This window comes from Mycobacterium sp., from assembly GCF_035653355.1.
Lineage (GTDB): Bacteria > Actinomycetota > Actinomycetes > Mycobacteriales > Mycobacteriaceae > Mycobacterium.
Window position 1 is genome coordinate 1 of the sequence record NZ_DASRBZ010000675.1, and the last position, 15202, is coordinate 15202.

Here is a 15202-nt window from a genome sequence, read left to right on the forward strand (position 1 = left end):
CTGTGGGCTGACCGTCCGAACCGGGCTGCACGGCTGCGGTGCGCAGCTTTTTCCACACTGGTAGCGCGGTCGTTGCCACCAGCAGTACCTGGAAGAGCGCCAGTCCAAACACCACGCCCAGCCCTGCCGGCCGGAAGACGAAGGCGATCACCAAACCAATTACCGTGAGGATCGCCAGCCGTGTCGCCGAATTCAGCGCCATGCTTCTCTTCAGCGGATGCGTCTTGGCGGTGATCACCGCAACCGACCGCTGCACCAGCACCGCGTTCAGCAAACCCATCAGCAGACCGATGCCGAAGAAAACCCCCAGCATCGGGCTTCCCAGCCAAGCCGCGGCCGCTATCGCGGCCGCGGTTAGGACAAGCGATATGACAAGGAGACGGACCGGCCGAAACGCAACGGAGGGAAACACCAACGGCGCGTCTTGCGCTGGTGTTGTCACTGCTGCACCTCAATCCCGGATATGAGGGAGTTGCCTGGTTGATCGTTGCGTGGCCCGTCGAGCGTATCGGAAGGCCGTCATCGCGCTGGAATCACCCAAGGGGTAGCTCCCTATGTCGGTCGTACATCGGCACGGTCGGACCTAGATCCGACGGCCGGGTGGGCCGGCAACCCGCGAGGTTTGTTCGGGTTCTGCCTGCACCGTACCACATTTCGGGCCGTCCTACTACTCCTCGTCGTAGATATCCTCGCGGCGGCGGAGCAGCGGTACCAGCGTTGCGAGAACTGCGATTGCGATGGCCGCCAGCATCACCGCCCCGGTGTCGCGCGGGTTGAAGAAAATCGTGCTTGCGGTGCCGAACGCGACGATGCCCACCCAAAGATAGATCAGTAGCACCACGCGCCGGTGCGAATGACCGATCTGTAGCAAGCGGTGATGCAGGTGCATCTTGTCCGGGCTGAACGCGCTGCGCCCGGCGCGGGTGCGGCGCACGATCGCCAGCAGCAGATCGAGCATCGGCACGAACATCACCGCTACCACGAGCAGGAAGGGTGACAGCAAAGCGAACACGTCTCGGGCGCCGTACGCGTTCTGCGATACCGGTCCCGCAGCGGTGGTCGACGCGGCGGCCAGCATGAGGCCGATCAGCATGGAACCGGAGTCGCCCATGAAAATCTTGGCGGGGTGAAAGTTGTGCGGCAGAAAGCCCAGACAGGCGCCGGCCAGGACCACGGAAATCACCGCCGGTGGGTAGAACAACACGTCGCCGCCGTGGTCGCGAAGCAGCCCGACCGAGAAGATGCAGATCGCCAGCGCAGTGATCAAACCCAAGCCGGCGGCCAGCCCGTCGAGCCCGTCGACGAAGTTCATGGCGTTGACGATCGACACGGTGAGCGCGAGGGTGAGCAGGATCGAGGACACCTGGTCCAACACGATGGTGCCAACGCCGCCGAGCGGGATATAGAGCACGCTCCAGGCGACGCCCATGGTGACCAGCACGCTGGCCGCGGTGATCTGCCCGGCGAACTTGGTCAGTGCGTCTAGGCCCCAGCGGTCGTCGATCAGCCCGATCCCCATAATTACCGCACTCGCCACCACCACTGCGGGCATGCCCGAGGAATAGACGAAGCCCCGGGTAAGCGCTGGAAGCTGCGAAGCCAAGAAGACGCCAGCGATGACTCCGAGATACATTGCGAGCCCACCCATCCTGGGCGTCGGCGTGACGTGCACGTCGCGTTCGCGTGGGTAAGCGACGGCGCCGAAGCGGGTGGCCAGCACACGTACCGGCCCGGTCGCAAAGTAGGTGATGATGGCAGCGGTCAGCCCGACAAGCGCAAGCTCCCGCAACGGTACTCCCGCGCCACGATCGGACAAGGCGAGCAGGCCACCGGCAAGATTGTCGGCATCGCTAACCACGCCGAGACCGTACTGCACAACCCTGCCAATCTGTTCGCCGGATCACGCCGTCAAAGTCGCGGGGTCCACGCCGAGCACCTTGCCGATCGCCTCCGCGGTGACCGGTCCCGCCCGCAGGATGCGTGGGGCGGGTCCGGTCAAGTCCACAATTGTGGAGGCCGCCTGCTCGGCGGATGGGCCGGCGTCGAGGTAGACGTCGACCAGGTCGCCTAGTTGGCGCCGAGCGCCGTCGATGTCGACTGCGGGCGGCTGGCCCGAGACGTTGGCGCTCGACACTGCCATGGGTCCGACCTCCCGCAGCAGCTCGATGGCCACCGGGTGCAGCGGCATGCGCAGCATCACGGTGCCGCGAGCGTCGCCGAGATCCCATTGCAGCGACGGCGCCTGTTGAATCACCATGCTCAGCGCGCCGGGCCAAAATGCGCGGATCAGGAGCCGGGCCGCCTCCGGCACGGTGACGGCCAGGCCGTCGATGGTCTGCCAGGAGCCGACCAGCACTCCCACCGGCATGTCGCGGCCGCGGCCCTTCGCCGCCAGCAGCGCGGCCACTGCGGCGCTGTCGAAGGCGTCGGCGCCGATGCCGTACACGGTGTCGGTCGGCATGACCACCAACCGGCCGCTTTTGACGGCGTTGACGGCCGACGCTATTCCGCGGGAGCGCTGACTGGGGTCACGACAGTCGAACAGTTCGCTCATGGCTCACCCGTCCTGCGGGCAGTGACGAACCGCGGTCGGCCGACGAAGTCTGGTTGAGCCACGACATCGTCGAAAAGCGTTGTCGCCAGGACTATTTCGATGGCCTGCGCTGACGTTGCGTCGTCATGCTCGACAGCGAACCTGCCGCCCGGGCGCAACAAGCGCCCAGCAAGCCCAACGACCGAGGCGATCACCGTCATCCCATCCGGGCCCCCGAACACCGCGTGAGGCGGATCATGTTGCGCCACTTCGGCTTCCAACGAGGCACGATCGGGGATATAAGGTGGGTTGGCCACGACGAGGTCGACCGTACCGTCGAGCTCGGAAAGCAGCCCCGGCGCGGCAACGTCTGCGCATAGCAGCTCGACCGCGGTCCCTTCGACGTTGCGGCCGGCATAGTCGAGGGCCGTTTCCGAGTCGTCTACGGCGATCACCCGCGCCGCGGGCCAATGACGTGCCAGCGCAACTGCCAGAGCACCGGATCCGGTACAGAGGTCGACGATGACCGGCTGCGCGCCAAGCCGCTGCCTACTCGCCCATTCCAGCATGGCCTCGGTCTCCGGACGTGGGATGAACACACCTGGGCCGACGTCTAGGGTCACCGGCCCGAACGACACCGTTCCGGTGAGGTGTTGCAGCGGCACTCGCCGGGAACGCGCGGCGATGATGTCGCGGTACCGGTCGAAGAACTGGTCGTCGGGCGGGTCGAGCAGGGGCAGCCGGCCGCGCTCGACTCCGGCCAGGTGCGCGGCCAGTTCCTCGGCGTCATAGCGCGCGGAGTCGATCCCCGCCCCGGCGAGCACCGCGGTGGCGCAAGCGATTGCGTGTCGCAGGGAGCTCATGCCTGATGCAGCCGCGCCTGCCGATCGGCGGCGGCCAACGCGTCGAAGAGCGCGTCGAGGTCACCGTCGAGGACCTGGTCCAGGTTGTAGGCCTTGTAGCCGATGCGATGGTCGGTGATCCGGTTCTCCGGAAAGTTGTAAGTGCGGATGCGCTCGCTGCGGTCGACCGTGCGGATCTGGCTGGCCCGGTCTGCCGATGCGTCAGCCAGCGCCTGCTCTTCCATCATCGCCTGCAGCCGCGCCGCCAGCACCTGCAGGGCGCGGGTCTTGTTCTGCAGCTGGGAACGCTCGTTTTGGCAGGTGACGACAATCCCGGTGGGCAGATGTGTGATCCGCACCGCCGAGTCGGTGGTGTTGACGCCCTGTCCGCCCTTTCCGGAGGACCGGTAGACGTCGATGCGCAGATCGGACTCGTCGATCTGCACCTCGCCGATTTCCTCGGGTTCGGGGTAGACAAGCACGCCGGCCGCCGAGGTGTGCACTCGGCCCTGCGATTCGGTCACCGGGACGCGCTGCACGCGGTGCACCCCGCCCTCGAACTTCAGTCGCGACCACACTCCGTCGGGCGAGTCGCCCTTGCTTGCGATTGACAACGTGGCGTCTTTGTAGCCGCCCAGGTCGGAGGTTGTCTCGTCAAGGACCGTCACCGTCCAGCCGTGCCGCTCGGCGTAGCGGATGTACATTCGGGCCAGGTCCGCGGCGAACAACGCCGATTCCTCCCCTCCTTCACCCGACTTGACTTCCAGCACGATGTCGTCGGGATCGTGCGGGTCGCGAGGTGCCAACATGTCGGTGACTTGGGCGTCCAGCTCGGCCACCCGCGCTTCTAGCTCGGCCACCTCGGCGGCGAACGACTCGTCGGAGATGGCCAGCTCACGTGCGGTCTCCAGATCGCCGCGCGCCGACTCCAGTTTGCGGTAGGCGGCGACGACCGGGGCCAGCTGCGCGAACCGGCGCCCCACTTTGCGGGCTGCCGTGGGATTGCCGTGCAGTTCTGGATCGGCCAACTGACGCTCAAGCTCAGCGTGTTCGGCGAGCAGCGCGTCGATCGCCTGCACGCTTTGCGTCATGCTGGGTCCTTCCTGAAACGCGGCCGACTGCCCTGAACACGAAACGACGCCCGGCCTGCGCGGAGTTCCGCGACAGTTCGGGCGTCGGTAAGCCAGCTACTTGTCGGTCTTGGCTTTTTCGTCGGCGTGGGCCTTGCGCTTGCCGTATCGCTTTTCGAAGCGAGCCACACGCCCACCGCTGTCCAGGATCTTCTGCTTGCCGGTGTAGAACGGGTGGCACTGCGAGCACACCTCCACCACGATGCGACCGCTTTCCTTGGTGCTGCGGGTCTGGAAGGTATTGCCGCAGCCGCAGACCACGGTGGTCTCGACGTATTGCGGATGAATGCCGGATTTCATGATGTCCTCTTCGATCGTGGCCGCCGGGTCGCCTGTACCTGATCGGATCGTCGTCAGGCGTGAACCGGAACCCTGAGGTGTCTTGGGATCTTCGGCGGTCGATTATGCCAGCTCAACCACCATGATCCCAAAACACTGCGATGACCCTGGGCATTCCCGCCTGCAAGGCGACGACGGCTAACCGTGGCTGACCTCATAGTGCCGATCGGCCGGGCGATCCACGACAGCGTAGGTATTAGTGCGTCCCACCCGGGTCCACAGCACACCGCCCTCGGGTCTGGCGCCCAGCGCACTCAACTGGCGCTTAAGGATCTTGTTGGTCGCCGTGGTCGGCAACTGGTCGGTGACCCACACATGCCGCGGCCACGCCTTGGGCGACAAATCGGGCTGGGCTGCCAGAAACTCGCCGAACTCCTCGGGCCTCAGTTCGGCGTTGTCTTGCAACACGATTGCGGCCATCACCTGATCGCCGACTTGATCGTCGGGCACGGCGTACACAGCGACGTGGTTGATCGCCGGCAGCCGCTGCAGGATCCGTTCGATGGGCGCGGTGGTCATGTTTTCGCCGTCGACCCGCAACCATTCCCCGCTGCGTCCCGCGAAGTAGATCCAGCCGTCTTTGTCCCGGTAGGCCAGGTCGCCCGACCAGAACATGCCGTCCCGAAGCCGGGCGTCGGTGGCTTCAGGATCGTTGTAGTAACCGGCAAACAAGCCGGCGCCCGTCGTATTGACCAGTTCGCCGATTGCTTCCTCGGGGTTAGCCAGCGCGCCCTCGTCGTCGAAGACGGCCGGCGGGCATTCAACGCCCGTCTCGGGGTTATAGATGGCGACACCGGGAAACCCGCGACCCAAAGAGCCTGGGGGACAATCGTCTTCGCGGGTGATGATGATCGCGCCCTCGGTGGACCCGAACCCGTCCCACACCGTGCAGTCGAAGCGCCGGCTGAATTCGGCGATATCCCGGTCGCTGGCCTCGTTGCCGAACGCCACCCGCAGCGGGTTATTGCGGTCGTCGGGCCGTTCGGGGGTGGCCAGCACATAGGCCAGCGGCTTGCCGACGTAGTTCATGAACGTCACCCCGTAGCGGCGCAGATCCGCCAGCAACCGTGATGCGGAGAATTTGGCCGGCACCATCGCCGCTCCGGAGCCCACCGCCACACTCCAGCCGGCCAGCAGCGCGTTCGAGTGAAACAGCGGCATGGACAGGTAGCAGACGTCGGATGAAGTGATCTCGAACCGATCGATCAGCGCCGAACCAGCGAAAAGGACGGTCAGATGGGTCACCTGCACCGCTTTCGGCTCACCGCTCGTTCCGGACGTGAAGATCATCATGAAGGTGTCGGTCGGCACGACCTCGCGGTAAGGCGTCAGCGCGCCGGTCGAGGCCAGCAAAGCCGACCACTCGCTGCTCGACGTGTCGAACACGCATACGCCGGGCAACGGCAGACCGTCGAGCAGGCCGCGGTGCTCGGTGTCGGTGAGCAGAATCTGGCAGTCGGCGCGGAGGATGTCGTTTGCCAGCGCAGCTCCGCGGCGGGTGTCGTTGATCCCGCACAGCACATAGCCGCCCAGCGCTGCGGCCGCCATCGCGGTAAGCATCTCGGGGGTGTTGCCCAGCAGCGCGCCGACGTGCAGCGGCCGCTGATGATCGGCGCGGCCGATGAGCGCGGCCGCTTCAGTAGAGGCATCGGCCAAATGCTCGCGCCAGCTCCACACCCGGTCGCCGTACTTGACCGCCGGGGTCTCGTCGTCGATCCGCTCGCGAAGCAGTTGCTGGATGGTGTCGGCCACGGCTCAACACTTTAAGCGGGACCGGCGTGAGCGCAGTCACGCCGCTCGGCGTCGCGGCTCTTAGTCGGTGTCCATACCCGGCGTCGTCTTGGACACCTGCACCAGGAACTCGTAGTTGTTCTTGGTCTTGCGCAGCTGCGACATCAGTAAGTCGATCGCCTGATGCGAGTCCAGACCCGAGAGCAATCGGCGCAGCTTGTGCACGATGGCGAACTCGTCGGGCGACAGCAACAGCTCGTCTTTGCGGGTGCCGGACGGGTTGACGTCGACGGCGGGGAAAACTCGCCGTTCAGCGATCTTGCGGTCGAGCTTGAGCTCGGCGTTGCCGGTGCCCTTGAACTCCTCGAAGATCACGGTGTCGCCCTGTGACCCGGTCTCGACCATCGCAGTCGCGATTACCGTCAGCGAGCCGCCTTCCTCGATGTTGCGGGCAGCGCCCAGGAACCGCTTCGGCGGGTACAGCGCCGTGGAGTCGACACCACCGGACAGGATGCGGCCCGACGCCGGCGAGGCGTTGTTGTAGGCGCGCCCCAGCCTGGTGATCGAGTCGAGCAACACCACGACGTCCTGACCTTGCTCGACGAGCCGCTTGGCCCGCTCGATCGCCAGTTCCGCGACCGTGGTGTGGTCTGACGGCGGGCGGTCGAAGGTCGAGGCGATCACCTCGCCCTTGACCGAGCGCTGCATATCGGTGACCTCTTCCGGACGTTCGTCGACCAGAACGACCATCAGGTGGCACTCGGGATTGTTCTTGGTGATCGCGTTGGCGGTGTCCTTGAGGATGGTGGTCTTACCGGCCTTGGGCGGCGACACGATCAGCGCACGCTGTCCCTTACCGATCGGCATGATCAGGTCGATGACCCGGGTGGTCAGCTTCTCGGAGCTGGTTTCCAGTCGCAGCCGCTGGTTCGGGTACAGCGGCGTCAATTTGCCGAAGTCAGGGCGCTTCTTGGCGTCCTCGACCGGCCCGCCGTTGACGCTGTCCAAGCGCACCAGCGGATTGAACTTCTGACGCTGGTTGGGCTGCTCGCCCTCGCGGGGCACCCGGACGGCACCGGTGACGGCGTCACCGCGGCGCAGGCCGTTCTTGCGCACCATGTTCATCGACACGTAGACGTCGTGAGGACCGGCCAGGTAACCGGAAGTCCGCACAAACGCGTAATTGTCGAGAACGTCAAGGATGCCGGCCACCGGTTGGAGGACGTCGTCTTCGCGCAGTTCGGGTTCGGTACCGTCACCTGCGCGTTCGCCCCGGCGCCTACGGTCGCGGAACCGGCGTCCGCGGCGGCCTTGCCGACCTTCCCCGTCGTCGTCGCTGCGACTTTGCTGGCCTTCCGGGCCCTGCTGATCGCTTTCTTCGCCGGATTTCTCGGCCTGCTCTTTGGTGTCCTGTTGGCCGGCATCGGCTGGTGCTTTGACCTTGCCGCCTTGGGTGTCCGGCTCGGCAGTTGCAGTAGGTGACCCGGCCTCGCGCCCGGCGGTGCGTCGTTCTCGACGCGACGCCTCGGCAGCGGTCGACTCGCGCGGCGCTTCGACTTGTGTGCCCGCTTCAGGCGTACTGTTGTCGCCGCTCTCAGGTGCGGCGCCGCCGTTGGATGGCCTGCCGTTTGCCTGGCCGTGAATTTCTCGAATCGCGGCGATCAATTCGTTTTTGCGCATGCCCGACGTTCCCTTGACGCCGGCTCGATTGGCCAGCGCGCGCAACTCGGGCAGCACCATCGCGGACAGCGAGCCGTCGGGCAAGTCGGTGTCTACCGCTGTGGGCGCCGCAGCGCCTGCTTTTGTGGGCGCAGAAGTATCTGAGGTCACGGAACTCGACAGCTTGTCGTCGTTGGTGCTGTCGCCCGCCGTGATGAGGTCCGTATCAGTCACGGATTTCCTTTCTTCCCCCGCCGATTGCGTCAAGCGAGGGGTTCGTTGCACCCAGCCAAATCGCCGAGTGCGTCCAACCATCAACTCGGCAACGGTGATCGCCTGGATTGGCGGCGTAGATGGCGAACCATCGTCCACGAGAAGAATTTGGTGGTTGTCCTAGTGGCAAGACAGTATCGATGCAGATGCAGATGCTGCGATTGCTGGACGGCTCCGAGGATAGCCGGGTTCTGGGCCGGAAGCAAGAAACCCCTCCTCCGACGGTGTGGATCAACCGGGGACGGCGACTCCCGAACTCCAGCGAACTCCGTCACCAGCAGCCATCTCGCTAACGGTAAACCCGTTTGCGGCGCCGTACTCCAGCGCCTCTAAGGGCAACTTCGGTTCTGTGGTCAACGCGATCACGGCTGGCCCAGCACCGGAAAGCACCGCCGCGATTCCGTAACGCCGCAGCAGCCTGAGGTATTCCGCCGAGGCCGGCATGGCGGCGGCGCGTTGCGGCTGATGTAGCAGGTCTTCGGTGGCTGGCATCAACAGGTCTGGCCGCTCGGTGAGCGCCACTACCAGTAACGCGGCGCGGCTCACGTTGAAACGGGCGTCGTAATGGCTGACTTCCGCGGGCAGCATGACCCGGGCCTCGGCCGTCGACGAGCGCTCTTCGGGGATCGCTGGAAACAAGTGGATGTCGGGATGCAGGCGCAGCGGCACGCCGGCGTAGCGGGGCGGTTCGCAGCTGTGGTCGATCCATGACACCACCGCACCCCCCATTACGGCTGCCGCGGCGTTATCCGGATGCCCCTCGAATTCCGAAGCCAGTTGGATCAGTTGCGTTTCGGTGAGAGGCGTCGAATCCACTTGTGCAGCAAGGCCATTGACTACCGCCAGGCCACCGACCACAGCTGAGGCCGACGAGCCGAGCCCACGAGAGTGCGGGATGGCGTTGCGGCAGCGGACCGTCAGGCCGGGAACACTCATGCCCGCGGCGCGCAGCCCGCATCGGGTGGCCTGAACCACCAGGTGATCAGAGTCCAGCGGAAGCTGACCGGCGCCTTCGCCTTCGACTTCTACGGTCAAGCCGCAATCGGTTGTCTCGACGAGGATCTCGTCATACAGTCCCAGCGCCAGACCGATGCTGTCGAATCCGGGACCGAGATTGGCGCTCGAGGCCGCGACGACGGCGCTGGCCATTAGCCCGGTGGGCAGCATCTGTGTCACCGCCAACACCTTTTGATGGGCGATGAGTTGCCAGCCGCTGCGCCCGGCCCCGCCGCGCTTGCGATCACACCCAACCAGTGACGACCCGCTGCGCCCGGCTCCACCGCGCTTGCGATCGTCACGAGCCCAGTCCCAGCTTTTCGACGACGACAACGGAGTCGACCGGCACCGGCGAGACGTGGGGCACGTCCTTGAGCGCGGTGTCGGGGTCCTTGAGGCCGTTTCCGGTCACGGTGCACACGACGGTTGAGCCGGCCGCTACCCATCCGTCCTGGATAGCCTTGAGGAGCCCGGCGATGCTGGCCGCGGACGCGGGCTCGACAAAGACGCCTTCGGTGGCGGCAACCAGGTGATATGCCGCGAGAATCTCCTCGTCCGTGGCGGCGAGGAAGCGCCCGTTGGATTGCTGCTGCGCCTCGACGGCTGACGACCACGACGCCGGTGAGCCGATGCGTATCGCCGTGGCAATCGTTTCGGGCTTACGCACCGGTGCGCCATGTACGAGCGGTGCCGCGCCCGCCGCTTGGGTGCCCAGCATGCGTGGCAGCTTGTCGATCACTCCGTCGGCGTGATATTCGGTGTAACCCTTCCAATAGGCCGTGATGTTGCCGGCGTTTCCCACCGGGAGGGCGTGCACATCCGGTGCGGCGCCCAGGGCATCGACGATTTCGAATGCCGCGGTTTTCTGGCCGTGGATACGCAGCGGGTTGACGGAGTTCACCAACGAGATCGTGGGAAAGTCGGTCGCCAGCTTGCGTGCCAGTTCAAGGCAGTCGTCGAAGTTGCCGTCGATCTGGATGATTTTCGCGCCGTGGACAACGGCCTGCGCCAGCTTGCCCATCGCGATCTTGCCCTGCGGCACCAGCACAGCGCAGGTAATGCCGGCACGGGCGGCGTACGCCGCCGCCGAGGCCGACGTGTTGCCCGTCGACGCGCACAGCACCGCCTGCTGGCCGCGAGCCACCGCATCCGTGACCGCCATGGTCATGCCGCGGTCTTTGAAAGAACCGGTGGGATTGAGCCCTTCGACCTTGAGGTGCACCGTGCATCCGGTCTGCTCCGAGAGTTTGGCGGCATAGATGAGCGGGGTGCCGCCCTCGAGCAGCGTCACCGGCATCCAATCGTCGCCGACCGGCAGCCGGTCGCGGTAGGCAGCGATAACACCCGGCCACGGTTGGCGGGTCGCCGCCCGCGTTGCGGTCATTCGCTGTTTCCTTCCAGCCGCAGCACGCTCGCCACACGGTGGACCACATCAAGGTCTTCAAGCGCGGCAACCGTTTCTGAGAGCGCGGCGTCGGTGGCTCGGTGGGTGATCACGACAATGCGGGCCGCCACCCGCTGGCCGCCCTCGTCGGCCACGCCTTCTTGGCGCATCTCAGCGATGCTCACATCGCGCTTCGCGAACTCCGCTGCGAGCAAGGACAATACTCCCGGCTCGTCGGCAACGTACATGTTGACGTAATAGCGGGTCGAGACCATGCCTATCGGCAGGACCGGCAGCTTTGCGTACCTGGACTCCCGCGGGCCACGGCTACGCATGACCCGGTTGCGGGCAGCCATCACCAAATCACCGGTCACCGCGGAAGCTGTCGGCGCGCCGCCGGCACCCTGGCCGTAGAACATCAGCCGCCCCGCCGCCTTGGCCTCCACCACTACGGCGTTGAAGGCACCGTTGACTGCGGCAAGCGGATGCGTCAAGGGCACCAGCGCCGGATAGACCCGGGCCGAAACCCGTTGCTGCCCCTGGTCGTCTATCACCCGCTCGCATATCGACAGCAATTTGATTGTGCAGCCGAGAGCCGTTGCCGAGGCGAAGTCGGCCGGGGTGATCTTGGTGATGCCTTCCCGATAGACGTCATCGGCGGTCACCCCAGTGTGAAAGGCGATAGAGGCCAAGATCGCTGCCTTAGCTGCGGCATCGTAGCCCTCGACGTCGGCGGTGGGATCGGCCTCGGCGTAGCCAAGCGCGCTCGCATCGGCCAGCGCTGTCTCGTAATCTGCGCCGGTGCTGGCCATCTCGGAAAGGATGTAGTTGGTCGTGCCGTTGACGATGCCGGCCACCCGCAGCACGGTGTCGCCGGCCAGCGACTGGGTCAGCGGACGGATAACAGGGATCGCACCGGCGACCGCGGCTTCGAAATACAGGTCGACGTTTGCGCTTTCGGCGGCTTGTGCCAATTCTCCGGTGGAGACCGACAGCAGGGCCTTGTTCGCGGTGACGACAGACTTGCCGTTTTCCAGCGCCGACAGGATCGCCTTGCGGGCCGGTTCTACCGGTCCCATGAGTTCGATGACGATGTCGACATCGTCGCGGGATACCAGTTCTTCGATGTTGTCGGTGAGCAGTTCGACGGGCACACCGCGGTCGGCGGCGACCCGCCGGACACCGATGCCGCGCAGCGCCAACGGAGCGCCGATTCGGGCCGCGAGGTCCTCGGCGCTGTCTTCGATGATGCGGACGACTTCGCTTCCGACGTTGCCCAAGCCGAGCACGGCTACGCCGACGGGTTTCTCCTCACCGAACACCGCTCACCTCACTTCCAAGCTCAGTAGATCGTCTATTGTCTCCCGCCGCAGGATCAGCCGGCTTTGTCCGTCGCGTACCGCCACCACTGCCGGCCTACCAACCATGTTGTAACGGCTCGACAGCGCATAGCAGTAGGCGCCGGTGGCACCCACTCCCAACAGGTCGCCCGGCTGTAGGTCTGCCGGTACCCATGCCTCGCGAACAACGACGTCTCCGCTCTCGCAATGCTTTCCGACGACGCGGGCCGGTACCGCTGGCGCGTCGCTGCGTCTGGATACCAGACGAACGTCATACTGCGCGCCGTAGAGCGCAGTGCGGATGTTGTCGCTCATGCCGCCGTCGATGCTGACGTAGCGGCGCTGCGCCGTGGCGCTCACGTCGACGTCCTTAACGGTGCCCACCTCATAAAGCGTGATGGTTCCGGGCCCGGCGATGGCCCGGCCCGGTTCGACCACCAGTCTCGGTGGAGGCAAACCGACTGCAGCAGACTGGCTGCGCACAATGGTATCGAGCTTCGCGGCGAAATCCCGCATCGGTAGCGGATCATCTGCTGCCAGATACGAGATGCCCATACCGCCGCCGAGGTCGACGGTCGTGATGTCCGCGGTTTTGTCCCCGAACTCGGCAACGACCTCGTACAGCAGGCCGATGACACGCTGCGCCGCAAGCTCGAACCCGGCGACATCCAAGATCTGCGAGCCAATGTGGCTGTGCAGGCCGACCAGTCGGAGGTGTTGGGTATCCAGCACCCGTCTAATCGCGGACATGGCGGCGCCGCTGGAAACCGACAATCCAAATTTCTGGTCTTCGTGTGCTGTCGAGATGAATTCGTGGGTGTGCGCTTCGACGCCGACGGTGAGCCGGACCAGGACATCCTGGACGACACCGGCATCGGCGGCGATCGCGTCAAGCCGTTCGATCTCAGTCATCGAATCCAGCACGACATGCCCGACTCCGGCTTTGACAGCCGCGGTCAACTCAGCGACCGATTTGTTGTTGCCGTGAAAAGTGATCCGCTCAGCGGGGAACTGCGCGTGCAACGCGACGGCCAGCTCGCCGCCGGTGCACACGTCGAGGCAGAGTCCTTCCTCGTTGATCCAGCGCGCGATCTCGGCGCACAGAAACGCTTTGGCCGCATAGTGGACGTTGTGACCACCGCCGAAGGCCGTCGCGATGTCGCGGCAGCGTGAGCGGAAGTCGTCTTCGTCGATGACGAACAGCGGCGTGCCGTACTCGTGAGCAAGATCGATCACGGAAACTCCGGCGATCGTCACCACTCCGACGTCGCCACGAACACCATTGCGAGGCCAGACATTTGGTGCCAAGCGCAGAAGCTCTTCGGGGGTCTGCGGCCGCGGCGGGCTACCGCTGAGATAGACGTCTTCCGCGTACCTTTGGGCGGGCGGACGGGCGTTCACATCCGCTCCGGCGCGGTTACTCCGAGGATGCCCAACCCGTTCGCGATCACCTGGCGGGTGGCCTGGCACAGCGCCAGTCGCGCAGTGTGCAGCTGGTTGGGTTGCTCGTCGCCTTGCGGCAACACCCGGCACGAGTCGTAGAACCGGTGATAGTCACCGGCGAGGTCCTCCAGGTAACGACAAACCCGGTGGGGTTCACGAAGGGATGCAGCGGTTTCCAGCACCCGGGGAAACTCACCCAGGCTACGGATCAGCGTGCCTTCCTTATCGTGAGTGAGTAGGTCGAGGTGGCCGGTGTCGGAAATCAGTCCCAGCTCGGCGGCGTTGCGGGCCAGCGCCGAGAGCCGAGCATGCGCGTATTGCACGTAATAGACGGGGTTTTCATTAGAGGCCGACGACCACAGCGCCAGGTCGATGTCGATCGAGGTGTCGACCGACGAGCGGATCAAGCTGTAGCGTGCGGCGTCAACGCCGATCGCTTCCACAAGGTCGTCGAGCGTAAGCACGTTGCCGGCGCGCTTGCTCATCCGGACTGGCTGGCCATCGCGGACCAGGTTGACCATTTGGCCGATAAGCACCTCGACGGTAGCCGGGTCATCGCCGAATGCGGCGGCCGCGGCCTTGAGCCGGGCGATGTAGCCGTGATGGTCTGCACCGAGCATATAGATGCACAAGTCGAAGCCGCGCTGCCGCTTGTCCAAGTAATACGCGAGGTCACCGGCGATGTAAGCCGGCTGGCCGTCGCTTTTGATGACGACGCGATCCTTGTCGTCACCGAAAGCGCTGGAGCGCAACCAGGTTGCGCCGTCCTTTTCGTAGATGTTGCCGTTTTGACGCAGCTGTTCGATCGCTTGATTCACGCGGCCGCTGGTGTGCATCGACTCTTCGTGGGTGTAGACGTCGAAGTCGGTGCGAAAGTCGTGCAGCGATTGCTTGATGTGGGTGAACATCAAATCGACACCGATGCGCCGGAAGGTTTCCCGCATTTCGGCATCGGGCAGGTCGAGTGCGTCGGGCGCTTGCTGAAGAACCTGTGCGGCGATGTCGGCGATGTAGGCGCCCGCGTAGCCGTCGGGCGGCGTGGGTTCGCCCTTGGCGGCGGCGATCAGCGAGCTGGTGAACCGGTCGATCTGCGCGCCGTGGTCGTTGAAGTAGTACTCGCGCACCACTTCCGCGCCCTGCGATGACAGCAGCCGGCCGAGTGCGTCGCCCACCGCGGCCCACCGGGTGCCGCCGATGTGGATCGGACCGGTTGGATTGGCCGACACGAATTCGAGGTTGATCTTGTGCCCTGCCAGGGCATCGGAGTGGCCGTAGCTCTCGCCTGCGTCGATGATGTTGTTGACTATGACGCCTTGCGCCGACGCTTCCAGGCGCATGTTGATGAAGCCCGGCCCCGCCACCTCGGCCGAGGCGATCCCGTCGGCCTGGGCCAGCGCCTCGGTGAGCCACCCGGCCAGCTCGCGCGGATTCACACCGACTTTTTTGCCCAGTTGCAGCGCCAGGTTGCTGGCGTAATCGCCGTGCTCGGGGTTGCGTGGCCGCTCGACGGTGACCGTCGCGGGCAACGCGGA

Annotated in this window: 13 protein-coding genes; all 13 read right to left on the minus strand. The window is 65.3% G+C overall.

Annotated elements, in window-relative coordinates; translation table 11 throughout:
* On the minus strand, positions 1-442 hold a 442-nt coding region (locus VFA16_RS23195), incomplete at its 3' end, for an ATP synthase subunit I (RefSeq protein WP_324970092.1).
* A 225-nt stretch (positions 443-667) separates the two neighbouring features.
* On the minus strand, positions 668-1876 hold the full coding sequence (locus VFA16_RS23200) for an MraY family glycosyltransferase (protein WP_324970093.1): 1209 nt from the start codon (positions 1874-1876) through the stop codon (positions 668-670).
* Between the two features lie 24 nt (positions 1877-1900).
* Entirely contained in the window at positions 1901-2554 is a 654-nt protein-coding gene (locus VFA16_RS23205; protein ID WP_324970094.1) for an L-threonylcarbamoyladenylate synthase, read from the minus strand.
* Positions 2551-3396, minus strand: a complete 846-nt coding sequence (gene prmC / locus VFA16_RS23210; RefSeq protein ID WP_324970095.1) for a peptide chain release factor N(5)-glutamine methyltransferase — start codon at positions 3394-3396, stop codon at positions 2551-2553. Before prmC ends, VFA16_RS23205 begins: the two co-directional genes overlap by 4 nt.
* Positions 3393-4466 (minus strand): peptide chain release factor 1, encoded by a 1074-nt coding sequence (prfA, locus tag VFA16_RS23215; RefSeq protein WP_324970096.1) that lies wholly within the window; start codon positions 4464-4466, stop codon positions 3393-3395. Before prfA ends, prmC begins: the two co-directional genes overlap by 4 nt.
* Positions 4467-4562: 96 nt before the next feature.
* On the minus strand, positions 4563-4805 hold the full coding sequence (gene rpmE / locus VFA16_RS23220; RefSeq protein ID WP_324970097.1) for a 50S ribosomal protein L31: 243 nt from the start codon (positions 4803-4805) through the stop codon (positions 4563-4565).
* Positions 4806-4982: 177 nt separating this feature from the next.
* Entirely contained in the window at positions 4983-6596 is a 1614-nt protein-coding gene (fadD1, locus tag VFA16_RS23225) for a fatty-acid--CoA ligase FadD1 (RefSeq protein ID WP_324970098.1), read from the minus strand.
* A gap of 60 nt (positions 6597-6656) precedes the next feature.
* Positions 6657-8468 (minus strand): transcription termination factor Rho, encoded by a 1812-nt coding sequence (rho, locus tag VFA16_RS23230; RefSeq protein WP_324970099.1) that lies wholly within the window; start codon positions 8466-8468, stop codon positions 6657-6659.
* Positions 8469-8738: 270 nt separating this feature from the next.
* Complete coding sequence (thrB, locus tag VFA16_RS23235; RefSeq protein WP_324970103.1) at positions 8739-9674, minus strand: homoserine kinase; 936 nt, start codon at positions 9672-9674, stop codon at positions 8739-8741.
* A gap of 127 nt (positions 9675-9801) precedes the next feature.
* Positions 9802-10887 carry a threonine synthase gene (gene thrC, locus VFA16_RS23240; protein WP_324970100.1) on the minus strand — a complete coding sequence of 362 codons (1086 nt, stop codon included), beginning with the start codon at positions 10885-10887 and terminating at the stop codon, positions 9802-9804.
* A complete protein-coding gene (locus VFA16_RS23245; protein ID WP_324970101.1) occupies positions 10884-12209 on the minus strand; it encodes a homoserine dehydrogenase in 1326 nt (441 codons plus the stop codon). Before VFA16_RS23245 ends, thrC begins: the two co-directional genes overlap by 4 nt.
* Positions 12210-12212: 3 nt before the next feature.
* On the minus strand, positions 12213-13541 hold the full coding sequence (lysA, locus tag VFA16_RS23250; RefSeq protein ID WP_324970104.1) for a diaminopimelate decarboxylase: 1329 nt from the start codon (positions 13539-13541) through the stop codon (positions 12213-12215).
* 83 nt (positions 13542-13624) lie between these two features.
* Positions 13625-15202: arginine--tRNA ligase (gene argS / locus VFA16_RS23255; protein ID WP_324970102.1), on the minus strand; the 1578-nt coding region annotated here is incomplete at its 5' end.

Coding starts and splice junctions, on each gene's coding strand:
- VFA16_RS23205 (WP_324970094.1), bottom strand. CDS start 2,554: ATGAGCGAACTGTTCGACTGTCGTGACCCCAGTCAGCGCTCCCGCGGA.
- prmC (WP_324970095.1), bottom strand. CDS start 3,396: ATGAGCTCCCTGCGACACGCAATCGCTTGCGCCACCGCGGTGCTCGCC.
- prfA (WP_324970096.1), bottom strand. CDS start 4,466: ATGACGCAAAGCGTGCAGGCGATCGACGCGCTGCTCGCCGAACACGCT.
- rpmE (WP_324970097.1), bottom strand. CDS start 4,805: ATGAAATCCGGCATTCATCCGCAATACGTCGAGACCACCGTGGTCTGC.
- thrB (WP_324970103.1), bottom strand. CDS start 9,674: ATGCTGCCCACCGGGCTAATGGCCAGCGCCGTCGTCGCGGCCTCGAGC.
- thrC (WP_324970100.1), bottom strand. CDS start 10,887: ATGACCGCAACGCGGGCGGCGACCCGCCAACCGTGGCCGGGTGTTATC.